General features: G+C 68.2%; 10 protein-coding genes and 2 pseudogenes. 5 read left to right on the top strand and 7 right to left on the bottom strand.

Annotated features, from left to right (window positions below; all coding sequences use genetic code 11):
• Positions 1-95 precede the first annotated feature (95 nt).
• Positions 96-290: pseudogene (locus tag ACIBJF_RS06455) on the top strand (hypothetical protein); the annotation flags it as partial.
• Positions 291-339: 49 nt separating this feature from the next.
• On the opposite strand, the gene ACIBJF_RS06450 reads toward ACIBJF_RS06455, so the two are convergent.
• The gene (locus ACIBJF_RS06450; RefSeq protein ID WP_399172569.1) at positions 340-795 is read right to left on the bottom strand and encodes an NUDIX domain-containing protein; all 456 of its coding nucleotides are present in this window, start codon (positions 793-795) and stop codon (positions 340-342) included.
• Between the two features lie 392 nt (positions 796-1,187).
• Between ACIBJF_RS06450 and ACIBJF_RS06445 the strand changes: the two genes are divergently transcribed.
• On the top strand, positions 1,188-1,721 hold the full coding sequence (locus ACIBJF_RS06445; protein WP_399172568.1) for an NUDIX domain-containing protein: 534 nt from the start codon (positions 1,188-1,190) through the stop codon (positions 1,719-1,721).
• A 102-nt stretch (positions 1,722-1,823) separates the two neighbouring features.
• Here the strand turns inward: ACIBJF_RS06445 and ACIBJF_RS06440 are convergent, their stop codons facing one another.
• The gene (locus ACIBJF_RS06440) at positions 1,824-2,714 is read right to left on the bottom strand and encodes a DUF5655 domain-containing protein (RefSeq protein ID WP_399172752.1); all 891 of its coding nucleotides are present in this window, start codon (positions 2,712-2,714) and stop codon (positions 1,824-1,826) included.
• A 207-nt stretch (positions 2,715-2,921) separates the two neighbouring features.
• On the opposite strand from ACIBJF_RS06440, the pseudogene ACIBJF_RS06435 reads away from it, so the two are divergent.
• Positions 2,922-3,041: pseudogene (locus tag ACIBJF_RS06435) on the top strand (IS481 family transposase); the annotation flags it as partial.
• Positions 3,042-3,065: 24 nt separating this feature from the next.
• Here the strand turns inward: ACIBJF_RS06435 and ACIBJF_RS06430 are convergent.
• Positions 3,066-4,301: an IS701 family transposase gene (locus tag ACIBJF_RS06430; protein ID WP_399172751.1), complete on the bottom strand. Its 1,236-nt coding sequence runs from the start codon at positions 4,299-4,301 to the stop codon at positions 3,066-3,068.
• Positions 4,302-4,479: 178 nt separating this feature from the next.
• On the opposite strand from ACIBJF_RS06430, the gene ACIBJF_RS06425 reads away from it, so the two are divergent.
• Complete coding sequence (locus ACIBJF_RS06425; protein WP_399172567.1) at positions 4,480-4,800, top strand: hypothetical protein; 321 nt, start codon at positions 4,480-4,482, stop codon at positions 4,798-4,800.
• 204 nt (positions 4,801-5,004) lie between these two features.
• A complete protein-coding gene (locus ACIBJF_RS06420; protein WP_399172566.1) occupies positions 5,005-5,334 on the top strand; it encodes a hypothetical protein in 330 nt (109 codons plus the stop codon).
• A 305-nt stretch (positions 5,335-5,639) separates the two neighbouring features.
• Here ACIBJF_RS06420 and ACIBJF_RS06415 read toward each other — a convergent pair whose 3' ends face one another.
• The 4 genes from ACIBJF_RS06415 to ACIBJF_RS06400 all read right to left on the bottom strand — a co-directional run bounded on the left by ACIBJF_RS06415 (position 5,640) and on the right by ACIBJF_RS06400 (position 12,609).
• On the bottom strand, positions 5,640-6,323 hold the full coding sequence (locus tag ACIBJF_RS06415; RefSeq protein ID WP_189866635.1) for a DUF6308 family protein: 684 nt from the start codon (positions 6,321-6,323) through the stop codon (positions 5,640-5,642).
• A gap of 349 nt (positions 6,324-6,672) precedes the next feature.
• Entirely contained in the window at positions 6,673-6,909 is a 237-nt protein-coding gene (locus ACIBJF_RS06410) for a hypothetical protein (RefSeq protein ID WP_189908711.1), read from the bottom strand.
• A 101-nt stretch (positions 6,910-7,010) separates the two neighbouring features.
• Positions 7,011-7,202, bottom strand: coding sequence for a hypothetical protein (locus tag ACIBJF_RS06405; protein ID WP_137309434.1), 192 nt, complete (start codon positions 7,200-7,202; stop codon positions 7,011-7,013).
• A 61-nt stretch (positions 7,203-7,263) separates the two neighbouring features.
• Positions 7,264-12,609: a sacsin N-terminal ATP-binding-like domain-containing protein gene (locus ACIBJF_RS06400; protein ID WP_399172565.1), complete on the bottom strand. Its 5,346-nt coding sequence runs from the start codon at positions 12,607-12,609 to the stop codon at positions 7,264-7,266.
• Positions 12,610-12,905: the final 296 nt, after the last annotated feature.

Here is a 12,905-nt window from a genome sequence, read left to right as displayed (position 1 = left end):
AAGGCGAAGGGTGCCCGGCCGCGTACGCGCCGCCGCGGCGGCCCGCGCGAGGACTTCGTGCTGGGAGCCCGTCTTCTCGGAGGCCGGCACCGCCCGTTTGGGGCCATTCCCTCGCCGTCCCGGCCTTGGCGGAGCGCGTGTGGAGCGCGCGGCGGCCCGACCTGGAGAGCAGGTCCGGCCTGCTGATGGCGCTGTTCTACTGTGCGAAGGTCGCAGGGCCGCACGCGCACCCCGAGGATCCCCGGCTGGAGCCAGCCAGGGAGGAAGGAAGCTGCGCGGCTCGTTGCTGAGCTTCACGACGCCGCGCAACGCTCCCGCGGAAGCCGCCCGAACTGACCGTCATCCGGCCTCTGACCAACCGTCGAACGAAAGGATCGGGCCCCCGTCCAGGTACCGCTGCACGGCAACCAGGGTGGTGTGCGTGAAGGGCTGCGGAAGGTCGTTCGGAGGCACCCAAGCGATGGTGTCGTGCTTGTGCGGTTCCGCATTGTGGGGAGTTCCGCTCCACCGGTCGGTATGAAAGATCAGGGCCATGAACATCCCCGGGACCTCCACTCCCCAGCAGCCATGGACCACGTGGACGAGGCGCAGGTCCGCCTCGGCGACCACGACGCCCGTCTCCTCCTTCAGTTCTCGTACCGCAGTCGCAGTGATCGGTTCCCGGGGCTCGCCCTTGCCGCTTGGGACATCCCACTCGCCGGGTGCGAAATCCAGGTGACTGCTCCGGCGCAAGATGAGGAGTCTGCCGTTGTCGGGATTCGTGACGAGTACGGCGGCGATGAGCCGCGTCGTCATCGGTTCGCTCTTCCACCGGGCCGCCGGCTGATCGGACTCAGTCAATCGCCTTCCTCCAAACGATCTCGATGGCATGGGAGCGACGCACCCAGCGCGGGGCGGGCCAGTCTGCCGCAGAAGCCAGCCGGTCCGCCTCGTCTTTTCGCGGCACGAACCCCGCTGGCCGCGCGACACGACCAGCCCTCGCCCTGTGGTCGAGCCTCTCAACGAACTGGCCTGCCGTCTTCAACACTTGGGAGACCTCAGACGTTGAGACACTGGTCAGGCACGCGTACACCTCACCCTGGCCACGGCCTGCTTCATGCTGGGTCCGCCGGGCTGGAGATCCGGTCGCCGCTAGGCGGCCCTCCGACCCTGTGCATGCCACACCGCGGCCAGAAGGAACTCACGCCATGGCCGACGTCGTGAGGCGCAGCGCCCGCGCCATCCTCCTCGACGACGAAGAACTTGTCCTGATCAAGTGCATCAAGCCGGGCCGGGATCCCTACTGGGTGACGGTCGGCGGCGGCGTAGAAGCCGGCGACCACACCATCGAAGCGGCCCTCCACCGCGAGGTGTTCGAAGAACTCGGCGGCACAGTGGACCTCGCTGAACTCGTCTACCTGATCACCGACAACCTCAACGGCGGCATCGGCATCCAGCACATCTTGGCCGCCCGCCTGGTAGCGATGGAAGTGACCGCGCAGATCGGCACGGAATTTACAAAACCCGAACGAGGCGACTACGAGGTCGTCCGAGTCCCGTTCACCCGCGGCGCCCTCTGCGAACTGAATCTGGTCAGGCGCACCCCACGCAGATCCGGCTCATCCTGGCCAGCCTCATTGGAGCCCAGAGTCCGCCCCCCATCGCACCTGACTACCAGGCCGGGCGAGCAAGTAAGCGGCGGAGTCCCGGTTACCCAAACCGGGACTCCTCCGCACTATTAGTAGTCCACCGCCACGTCCGTAACCGCCACTGTGAAAGGCCAGCAGACAACGACCATTCACAACCGAATAGCTGGCGTTGCCGTCTTACCCGCCATGAAGCCGCTACGCCGCGGCGTAGCTGAGCCGGAACAGTTCGAGGGCGCGCTCCAGGTCACGCTCGGTGCGCAGCTGTACCTCCAGGTCGCCCGTGCCGTGGTGGCCGAGCCCCTTCACGTCCCGCGTAAACCCGGGCACGAGGTCCACCCCCTTGGGGTCCGCCTTCAGGTAGACCAGCACCTTGGTCTGCTGGGGCGGTATGACGCAGGCGAAGTTCCGCAGCCGCTGATAGGCCACGTACTGCTTGCGCTGGACACGGGTGACGTCCTCCCCAAGGCCGAGGAAAACCTCGGCGACAGCCTCGGCCAGCTCCGTCATGGCACCTGTGCTCTTCGGGGTTGCCGGGAGCACGCCCGTGCGCCGGCGAGCCCGTCGGCTCGCACCTGGCTGCCCAGTGACCGAAGCCACGGTCTCAAGCCCAATGAGGTCGTTGCCGAAGTACCGGTAGCGGACCAGGTCGATGCTGCGCCGGTGCTCACGTACGGCGTGGGCGTCGTAGCGGGTGAAGTCCCCGGCGATGCAGATCAGCCTAGGCGCACTCCACAGGACGTGGGCCGCGGCTGGTACCCCAAGCCGGTCGCGGACCAGGCTGTCGAAGGCGCCTCTGTGCGCAGTGAGCCAGGCCATGTAGTACAGGCCCTGATTGATCACGCCGGCGTCCGTGCCGCGCTTGTACTCGACGATCACCGGTGCCCCGTTCTCGTCTATCCCCAGCGAGTCGATCCGTCCACCGTCGACGCAATCGATGACGTACTCGCTCGCGAGGAACGTGACGCCCAGCATCGTCTCCATGTGCGCCTCGACGAGGCTCTGCACGTCCGCCTCAACCTCAGCAAGACGCGACATGACCTCGGCCACGCCGCATTCCGTCGTATGGAACAGCTTCAGGCTCGCCACCTTCCCCTCCTCGGCTAGGGGATCGACAACGTCGAGCAGGTGCAGATTTGTTTCCACGGGGGGCTTCGGCTGCGTGAAGAAGGTGGGAGCCTTCCCTTGCCAGCGCACAGCCTCGCCTCCTGCGTCGCTGTCATACGCGGTCTACCTGACCGCATCTGCTGGCTCATGTCGATCTGCTCCTCCGGTTGATCGAGTGGCCGCGAACAGGAGCGACGCGACGCCTTCCCTGACTGGCTGCACACCTACAATCACCACCGCTGACACACCGCGCTCAAGGGCCAACCACCCGCTAGCCGCGTCCCCAACCTCACAGGGCAATACAACTAGTACTCCAGCTGTAGATCGCGATCTTCAAGTCTGGATGGCTTGTCGCTGATAGTGGCTGGCCTGGGATCGTGCCTGGTGGCGGCGTCGCCAGTGGGACCAGTCAAGCCAGTGGGCCGTGCCGTGGACGGGGCGAACGACGAGCGCGATGAACAGGCGCTGAATCTCGTTGCAGGTGAGCGGTATCAGTCCGTCCGGCTTCGGGTGGCGGGCGTGTTCGTCGGCGCGGACGACGGAGAGGAAGGCGTGGGCGAGCATCGCGAGAGTGACCCAGCGGTGCCAGGACGTCCAACGTCTGACCTGGTGTTCGTCCAGTCCGGTCAGGCCCTTGCCGGACTGGAAGGTCTCCTCGACGGTCCATCTACGTCCGGCGACGCGCACCAGGGTGGGCAGCGGCGCCGGTGCTGCTGAGTAGCAGCGGTAGAAGGCGAGTTCGCCGGTGCGTCGGTTTCGGCGGACGAGCAACTGGTGGTGGCCAGGCCGGTCGTCGGCGAGGTCGACCAGGGCCCAATCGTAGATGCGGTACCCCTTGGCTCCGGCGCCGGCGGAGAGTTTCTGCCAGGCGCTCCGCGGCAGCTTCCTGACCAGGGCGTCGGCGCGGAAGCTGCCCGCGCGGGTGGTGATCTGGTGGTCACGGGCGACGGCGAGTACGTAGCCGACCTGCCGTTTCTCCAGGGCGGTGCGCAGGTGCGGGTTGGCCCCGTAGACCTCGTCACCGGCCACCCACGATGCGGAGACGCCGACGTCCAGCGCGCGGGTGATCATACGGAGCGCGAGGGCGGGCTTCGTAGCGAAGGCCACGCTGTCGGGTATCCCGGCGGCCCGGCAGCGGGCCCTGTCCTCGGTCCACGAACGCGGCACGTACAACTCCCGGTCTATCGCCGCATGCCCGAGCGGAGTCGAGTAGGCAAGGTAGACCGCAACCTGGGAGTTCTCGATGCGTCCGGCGGTGCCGGTGTACTGGCGCTGCACCCCCACCGTGCCTGTGCCCTTCTTCAGGTCGCCGGTCTCATCCACGACCAGCACCGCATCCTCGTGGTGCAGGTGCTCGACGACGAAGCCGCGGATGTCATCGCGTACCGCGTCGGCATCCCACTTGGCCCTCGACAGCAGGTGTTGCAGACCGTACGGGTTCGCGTCCCCGGCCTGCTCCGCGATTGTCCAGCAGTTCTTGCGCGGCAGGTCCGACAACAACCCGAGCACGAACGCCCGTGCCCGGCGCCGGGGTTCCACCCGGACGAACCGTCCCGCGATACGGCCCATCAGGACCTCGAACGCCTTCTGCCAGCGGGCAGGATCTATGCTGTGACCTGCGGCCACCGCCTGATCTTCTGTCTTCACATACCGATGATCACCGGTGGCCGCACCCGTTCCCGGACCAGCCCCGACCAGCAAGATCAGGATCTGGGCCCGAGCACCAGCTCTGGAGTTGAATCGGCTGATGGACATGTCCTCCCGAGAGATCCGCTTGCCCCTCAGCGAGGTCGTCGCAGTGCTGCAGGACCTGAACGAGTTCGTCGTTTCCCTCGACCGACTCGGGTCCCGCCAAGCATCCGGAACCGCCGACGAGTACACCGTCGGCAAATTCATTGCTGACTGGGACGTCGCCCGGCGATTGGCCCGCGCCCGACACATCATTAGCGTCGCGCTGGATGCGCAACTGAGCGAGGAAGACATCGCCGAGATCGACGCCCTGTGCGACCAGGGCCGCTTCTACGGCTCGGACAGCGCCACCGGCCCCTCCACTGACCAGTCCGACTGAGACGGCAAGCGCATCGGATCGGACCAATCGGGACGCGGATCAGTACGGCCCGAGACCTGGAACCCGACCAGCAAGATCAGGATCTACAACTGGAGTACTAGGCCCGGGAGGAAAGCCCGTAAGCGCCTGGCCGGCGACCCAGGACTACAGCTGGTCCCATTCCGGCTACGACTGCTCCATCGATGCACCGGTCACGTCACCCTGTTGAGCCACTGGCTCACGGACGGCGCCAGCCTGCGTCAGCATCCGAGCAGACCGTTCTGGTACGACACCAACGGCACCCATCAGGTCCAGCACCGGACCCACACCCGGCCCACGGGCAAGGTCAGTAACCTGCTCGTGGCTGAGGATTGGCTCCTTGAGCGCCTCTCCGCTCTCGGAACGGGCCTCGTGCAGGGGATCGTCGGAGAAGGCCAGCCCGTGACCACCGAACCGCGCACCTGGCAGGAGTTAAGCCAGGCGGCTGGGGTGCGGACCAACACCCGCACCGTGATCACGCCGAGAATCAGCACGGTCAGAAACAACTACCACTGACGTGGCACTGGCGGCACTGCGTCCCCACACTCTGCATAGAACCGAAAGAGTGGCTCCGGGCAGTGGGAGTGCTCAGGGACTTTTCTGGGACTTCCGGCTGCATCAACGGGCATGAGCGTGAAACAGCCGAAAGTTCATTCACCAGGTCAGGAGCGCGTAACCACCCATCAGAGCAGCTCACGGGGCTGCCTGGTCTCTTCCGGGACATCTGCCCGGTAGGGCTCAATGTGTCTGCGCTTAGCCTCGCCCGCCCTCGGTGCCCCATCGGCCTCCGCATGTGCCTTCCCACCACTCCACCTCAGGGCTCAGCTCGTCGCGACCTGGCCCTGCCGACCTTGGAGCATCCAGGCGATGACGTCGAACACACGCAGGACGCCGATGTCCTCACCGATACCCGCCTTGCCGCGGAGATGGATCAACTGATCATGGAAGGCACCGTTGTCCACCCGCAGGGCCGCAGACAGCGCGGCCCAGAAGGAGTGGTCCACCTTCGGTCGCTCGAATAGCTGCTTGATGCGGATGTCGTAGATGGGGATGAGGTGCGGCCGCTTGCGGGCCAGCAATTTACCTGCCACAACCGGGCCGCTGCCGTCGGGTTTCCCTGGGTAGTGCTTGGTGCCAGCTAGGCGTTCCCACAACTCCCACGCGGGTCCACCCTCCTCCATGAGCGCATCGCTTCCAGGATTCTCCAGGCGCGCGTCACGAGGGATTAGCGACAGCAGGCGCGCCCAGTGCCCGTCGGGGTCGGTCAGCAAGTTGATCGCCCCATGCGGCTCCAGGGAGACGTTGAGCATGGTGATGGCTAACAGGTCGTTGCTGTCGAAGCGGTCTGCGACATGCTCGGCGTCGCCGCCCCCGCCCAGGCGCTCGAAGTGCGCGCCGGAATAGAACAGGTCACCGCTTGACCGTCGTCGGGTGAAGTACTCGACCAGCAGACTCACGGCGTTCTCGTCGTCCCAGTAGATCTCCGGGATCTGCAATCCGATCACTAGAGGCCCCCAACTCCCTCGCGCACAGTGACACGTCGGCGGACTGTACAGCAGTGAGATCAGACGGTGGCTCGGGCGGAATGCGCCCCCGACGCGCGTGCCTGCGCTACACCGTTTTGAGGTGTGGGATGGCTTCTTGCACCGATCCCACCCACGCGGCGGCCGCGATAGCCAGCCGCGAATAGGCTCGCATGCGGCTGGCCCTTGCCGACCGAGTGCAGTGCGAGCAGCGGGGTTTGGATACCTATGACCGCATCCTCGGCGTCATCGACGGCGGGCTTTCCTCCGATGAGAGAGTCGCCTGATGGCCAGCAAGCAGACCACGAAGGGCCGGGACCCTGCGGCTCACTCACTTCGGCACCTCCGGCAGCGCCGGCACCGTCGAGATGGACTGGATGGTGGACTCCCACTCCCCGGTCCGCGTGTTCTTGAACCGAAGATGCAGCACCTCGAACTCGTCCGGCACCCAGTCGAACTCGCCGACCTCGTCCTGGTCGAAGATCTGGTGCTCCGCGAACAGCTTGGCGAGCTCGATGTCCGTGGACGCCTGCATGATGAACTTGCCAACCTTAACGACGTGCATCACCGGACGACCCTGCGCCTCCGCCACCCGGACGCTCTCCCAAAACGGCTCGTACCTCCTGGCGGACTTGGTCATCCCAACCCACTCGTCGCGCCTGATCTCGCTCACTTCGGCCCCTCCAGCTTGCTCGTCATCACCGGCGTCCAGCTCTGCACATACTCCACCTTCGGCGGCTTTACGACCGCCAGGCGGTTGGCCCCCTGCACGGGCTCCGCTTCCGCCTCCACGCGCAGCGCCGCGTGACCGTGCAGAGCCACCGGCTCGGCTCGGCCGTGCCCACTCAGTGTCCAACCCATGCTTGCCAAGCTCGTCAACAAGGCCGACGTCTCACAGCCAGCCGGGCCCGAACTTATTGATTCAGCCAATGTTGAAGCGGAGCCTCAGCTGGGTGCTAACCAGTTCGTAGCCTGCGAGGTCCGGAGCGCCGAATGGGTTGGGCAGGACGGTGATGGCGCGGCGGTCGCGGTCGAAGACATGGGAGACGTACACGATGAAGTACGTCTCGCCCGGGGCCAGCCGGGAAGCGCGTCGTACCTCCGACTCGCCCAGGATGATCTCTCCGCTGTCGCCCGTGGACGCCTTGACCTCGTAGAGGTAGGCCGCGTCGCCGTCGTGGATGAGGAAGTCGTAGCCGAGCCTGTCGTCCCCCGGCTGTGCTCCGGCGAGTCCGTGCACGCGCAGGCTGGACTTCCATGAGTCCTGTGGTTCGACGCCGAACTGCTTGTACAGCCAGGCGGCCACCACCGCCTCCCCCGCTACGCCCACCGGCACGGTGCGGTCTTGGTCGTTGCCCGCGGCCTGGTAGGAACCGCCCTGCGATCCCGTTCCGGGCTGTGACGGGGTGCGCGGCCGGGGAATGCGGGGAGCGAGCGTGGTCACGGCCGTGGCCGAAGTGGCGCGTTGTTCCGGTGTCAGGTCCGCGGCCACCTCACGGGCCAGTGCGGCCAGGTCGTCGGGGCCCGCCGGGACGAGCCTGCCGTTCAGGGCCACTTGGGGGCCGGGCACGGGTGCTCCGGACTGGCCTGTGCCCGCGGCCATGCCGCTGTTCCCGGCAGGCGCCGACGAGCGCGTCGGGAACAGCCCGAGTTGGGCGCGCCGGTCCGACAGGGGCATGTCCGTCGGCCAGTGGCCGTGGTGGCTGAGCCAGGTGATCAACGCCTTCGTGGATAGGACCTCGAAGTCCAGCAGCCCTTCGTCGTCCAGCGCTCGTAGCACCTCCTGCGGGGGCGGCGGCACCACGGTGTTGCTCGTCGGGTGCAGACGCTGCCATTCCTGGATCAGCTGCCGTAGACGCGGCAGGTGCTGGTGGACGGCGGTGGTGGATGCTTCGCGGACCTCGGTGAGCGGCGGCAGCGCGCGGGACGTCGGCGGTTGCGCGGGGAGCGATCGGGTCAGCCAGGCGTCCGCGTGAGCTTGGAGGAGCTGGTCGGTGAGGTCCCAGAGTGTCGTGTGCCAGGTCGGGTCCGGCGCGAGTGTGGGCAGGCCCCGCAGGCGCACGTAGGCGGCCAGGGACCGGCCGGAGCAGTGGACGTCGGCGTGGGCGTCCCTGATCCGCTCGGCGAGTGCGGGACGGTTTCGCTGGAGCCAGGTCGCGAACTGCCGTTCGTGCCGGTCGGTGTTGTCGATCTGCGGCAGACTCAGTGCGCGCCAGGCGCGGTTGGCCGCGGCCAGGGTTACGGACAGGGCCCTCAGCTGCCGTTCCGGATCGTCGTCGAGGAGCCGCATGAGGCGTTCCGCGTCGGGTGCGGCGGTACGGGCGGTGAGCCATGCCAGGAGGGCTGCACGGTCGGGGAATTCCTCGACGCGCTGTTGGAGTTCCTCCGCGAGGTCGAGGTCGAGGCAGGCGAGGAGCGGCACGAGCCGCGCGCTGCCGGAGCGCTGCGAGGCCCGCTCGGCGAGGACGGCGCGCAGCTGGTGCTGCCGTAGCTCCAGGACGTCCGCGAGATCCTCCTCGGACACGTCGTCCGTCTTCAGGCCCCGCTCCTCCAGCCGGGTCAGTGCCTTCCACAGGATGTCCGCGAGGTAGGGCGCACGGATGAGAGCGGCCAGGGCAGGGGCGGCGGTACGGAGCACCCGCCAGCCGGTGCGCGGCCCGCTGTGCACCACGACGACACAGGGCCGGTCGGGGTGCGGGTGAAGCAGGGCGCGGTCCGTGCCGTTCTCGGTGAGACGGTGTCCGGCGATCCAGACGACGGCCTCGTCGGCCACGGTCACCTCGCAGCGGCGCAGCAGCCCGGTCGACTCGGCCACGGTCACAGGCTCCGTCCGGGACGCGCGCTCCTCGTCGAACTCCACCAGGGCCGCGACCAGAGTGAGCAGCCAGGGGCCCGCGTACTGGGTCAACGGCAGGCGCATCGCCTCACGGACGGGCAGCCCGTCGACCTGGATGTCGTGTGCGGCGTCGCTGCACCGTTGGACGTCGAACGTCGCCCCATGGTCGAGGAAGGCGTGGACCCGGGCGCCCAGCGCCCTGTCCCTGATCGGGATCACAGGTACCGGGACGCGGTCCAGGAGGGCCCGGTTCTGGGCGCCGTCCGGGTCCGGGACGAAGACCGTCTCGTCCGTCTCCGTCAGGTCCAGCGGTTCGAGGGCACCGGCCCGGTGGACCAGCAGCCGGTGCTGTGGCGTGGCGGGCCCGCCGTCGGCGGTACGTGTGCCGCCGTCCGCGGGCAGCAGCTGGGCCCATGCCTTCTCATACTCCTGCCCGATCTCGTGCGCGTGCCTGCCTTCACGCAGGTGCGGGCCGGCCTGCACCAGGTTGGGCAGATGGCCGAGCCGGTCGAGCGCGGTGCCGGGGTCGTCCCAGGCGCGGATGCCGATCAGGCCGAGGCGTGCCACGAGCTTGGCGGACCGCCTGCTGCGCAAGGTCGCGGGCACCACGCCGAGGAACGGCGGCGGGGACTGAGCGCCCTGCCACCACCAGGTCCGGCCCGCCGTGGCGAACACGATCCCCTCAGCGGGGGCGCCCGGGACGGTGGTCTGCGGGATCCACGGCGCGTGAGCGAGGAAGGCGGCCAACGGAGTGGGCCAGGGGGTACCCGCGGAGTCGGTGTGGCGTACGAAATGCATCTCCAGCGCGGAGTCCGGCCACGAGAAAGCGAGGCCGTGCACAATGAGTTCCGCGTAGAGCCTGCGGTCCTCCTCACCGAAGGCGGCGTAGTCGTCCTGTCCGGGCAGCACGTCCGCGGAACGGGCGCGTGAGTGGTAGGCCACCTTGAGGTAACCGACCCGCCGCCGGTTCGGCCAGCGCTCGGCGGTCGTCCGCCACTGCGGCAGCAGATCCCGCCGGTTCGGAACCCAGAAACGAGCGGGCCAGTTGAGATCCTGGCCTCGCACTTCGGTGCGGAAGACCTCGTGCCGGGGACGCAGGCCATGAGCGACGCCGTGCCGTTCGAGGAAGCGCCCCATGGCCTCGACGGGGAGCGTGTCCCCGCACAGCTCCTCGGGGCGCGGGAGGAGACGCTGCTCCGTCTGGGTGAGTACGGACGACAGTCCCCGGACGCGCTCCAGGAACCGGGTCAGAGTGTCATCGATGGAAGAGTGCTCACCGGGCCATCCCGGCCCGAACATGGCACGGCTCGCCTCCTGCCAGCCGCCCCGGGTCGGTACGCGGAGATCCTTCAGCTGCGGAGCCCTGCGCCCCTCGGTCTCCAGCGCGTGGGAGACCGCGCAGGCGTAGCGAAGGCAGGCCAGGCGCACGCCGTCCTCGACTCCGCCCTCTCCGTCCGCCCTCAGTGCCGCGGCCACGACCTCGAGCACCCGGTCGGCTCCGTACTCATGGACGAGGCCGGCGGTCCTGAGCCAGGTGCGGCCGTGCGCTCTGCGCTTGCGGCCCTTGCCGGTCCAGGCGATGCCCTCGTGCACGAAGTGCAGACGGCCGGACAGCCCGTCGGGCAGGGCCGGAAGGGAGCCGCCCCGCGGGGACTCGCGGTCGAAGAAGACGCCTTCCCCGCCAGCCGGTGCCGGCGACGCCGACCCGGATGTGAGAACGATCCGTTTGCCGGTCAGGTCCGAGCCGTCGGGGAACTCCTGCGAGAGGTCGTAGTAGAAGTCCGCCCACCATCCAGGGTCGAAGGGGGCACTGGCGGCGGCCTCGGCGAGCCGCTCCGCCCAGGAGGCGAGGCGCTCCGGCGGCGGTTCGAGGCGCGTGCCCACACTCCTCGCGAGAGACACCAGCCGTCGCAGCCGTACGGAATGCAGCTGCGGGTCGAGGAGATCGGTGACCCCACTGGCGGCGACCGCGTGCGGGGTGAAGGCCGTGGCGTGCTCCTTGCCTTCCCACAGCACTGCCCGGTGCAGGGAGGTGCGCGTGCCGGACGCCGTGGCGATCACAGGGATGAACGGGACCTGGGCGATGCCGTGGCCCAGCCGCTGGAAGGCGGAAGTGAGCCGGGGCAGTGCCGTGGGCGACCGCCAGCACATCAGGTCGACCAGCGCTCCGGCGGGAACGGGGGCCCGTCCCTCGGCCGTGGCGAGCACCGCGCGGGCACACGTCTCGGCCACGGTGTCGAGCAGCAGGCCATTCCACGGCACGGCCTCGTTGAATGAGCGCCGGTTCATTTCGGCGAAGAACGGGGCGTGAACGAAGCCGCGCAGGGGCGCCGGGATCTGCTCGCCCATCGGCAGGAAGGTGTACAGCCGCCCCTCCCGCAGGGGATCGGCGACCGGTACGGCGACGCGAACCTCGGCCTTCTTCTCCCAGGCCATCCAGTCGCGTCGCATCCCGCTCTTCTCGATCGACGCGGTGAGCGCCTCCCGGGCGCGGTCCGGGTCGACCTTCCCGCAGACGACGATCAGTCGCATCCGCCGGCGCAAGGTGACCAGCTGCACCTTCAGGCCGCGGGTCTGGTGCAGCACCTCCACCTGGCGGTCATACGTCTTGCCCCGGGTTTTCCCTGCGACCCGCCGCTCCAGCCGGACACGTTCCAGGCGGTCAAGAAACAGCTCGAACGGGGTGCTGTCGTCCATGAGTTCCCGCACCTGCGCCCCGGCGGCCGAGCGCGCGTCGGCCGACTTCAGCGGCAGACGGACGACGGTGACGAAGCCCCGGCGCACGAAGTTGTGGACGCTCTTCGGTACCTCCTCTAGGAAGACCGGCACCTTCAACGTGAGCAGGTTCTCCTTCAAGTAGTCGTCAAAACCGGCGCGTTCGGGTGCCACCTCCCGGGCGAGCGCGTCGTAGTCATCGAGCCGGGCGAACCGGAAGGTGAACCCGTCGGGGACCCGGGATCCCTCCCTGGCCACGCTGTAGATCTCGGGCGCGTCGCACAGGTGCAGCACGCTCTTGAAGCCCACGCCCTTGTGGCCGATCCCGGCGTCGGCACGCTTGCTGGACAGGGCGATGCTGCACAGGTCCTTGAAGTTCTTGCCGCCGAACGGCTTGCCGCCATTGGCCACATAGAGGGTGCCGTGCTCACCCTCGTCCTCGTCCAGCCGGATCTCGATACGTCCGTCGGCGGCGCCGGCCAGGTGCGCGTCGTGCGCGTTCTGCAACAACTCGATGAGCACCCGGCCCTCGTACTCGGGCGCGATGATCGTCTCGGCCACCGCCTTGGCCTCGCGTGCCGCGTCCCGGCCGTCGTCCCAGTCCCGCAGACAGCCCCGCACCTCGACCAGTGCCTTGTCGTGAACGCGCTTGCGCACCGCGGCCCTACGGCGCTCCCGCACCCGCTCCGCCGCCCCCCGCCGACCCCCCGCTGCCATACCGCTGCTCCCCACCCCCGTGCGCCTCCGCCCCGCTCTGCCGGTGATCCTACTGACCGGGAAGGAGCCCTGAAGGGCGTTTGACACGAGCGGCCCTGTGACTCCGCAGCACCTGCAAAGCGGCGCAACATAGCGCGGGATTGCCGGTTAGCCAAACCGGCAATCCCGCGGATCATTAATGGCCCACCGCCAACACCTGCTCGCATGTCGGAAGGAATCGCGAAGATGACACCAGATCGACTCCGAGAGCCAAGATCCCTGGTCCCCCTTCAGCTCTCTGCAGCACGCAACGACCC

Origin of the sequence: Streptomyces sp. NPDC050743, assembly GCF_044456925.1 — a bacterium.
Lineage (GTDB): Bacteria > Actinomycetota > Actinomycetes > Streptomycetales > Streptomycetaceae > Streptomyces.
Note: the sequence above shows the minus strand (reverse complement) of the source record. Positions and strands in the feature narration are given on the sequence as shown.

Excerpts from the sequence above, each read along its gene's own strand:
- ACIBJF_RS06450 (WP_399172569.1), bottom strand. The coding sequence starts at position 795 with ATGACGACGCGGCTCATCGCCGCCGTACTCGTCACGAATCCCGACAAC.
- ACIBJF_RS06445 (WP_399172568.1), top strand. The coding sequence starts at position 1,188 with ATGGCCGACGTCGTGAGGCGCAGCGCCCGCGCCATCCTCCTCGACGAC.
- ACIBJF_RS06430 (WP_399172751.1), bottom strand. The coding sequence starts at position 4,301 with ATGGGCCGTATCGCGGGACGGTTCGTCCGGGTGGAACCCCGGCGCCGG.
- ACIBJF_RS06425 (WP_399172567.1), top strand. The coding sequence starts at position 4,480 with ATGGACATGTCCTCCCGAGAGATCCGCTTGCCCCTCAGCGAGGTCGTC.
- ACIBJF_RS06405 (WP_137309434.1), bottom strand. The coding sequence starts at position 7,202 with ATGGGTTGGACACTGAGTGGGCACGGCCGAGCCGAGCCGGTGGCTCTG.
- ACIBJF_RS06400 (WP_399172565.1), bottom strand. The coding sequence starts at position 12,609 with ATGGCAGCGGGGGGTCGGCGGGGGGCGGCGGAGCGGGTGCGGGAGCGC.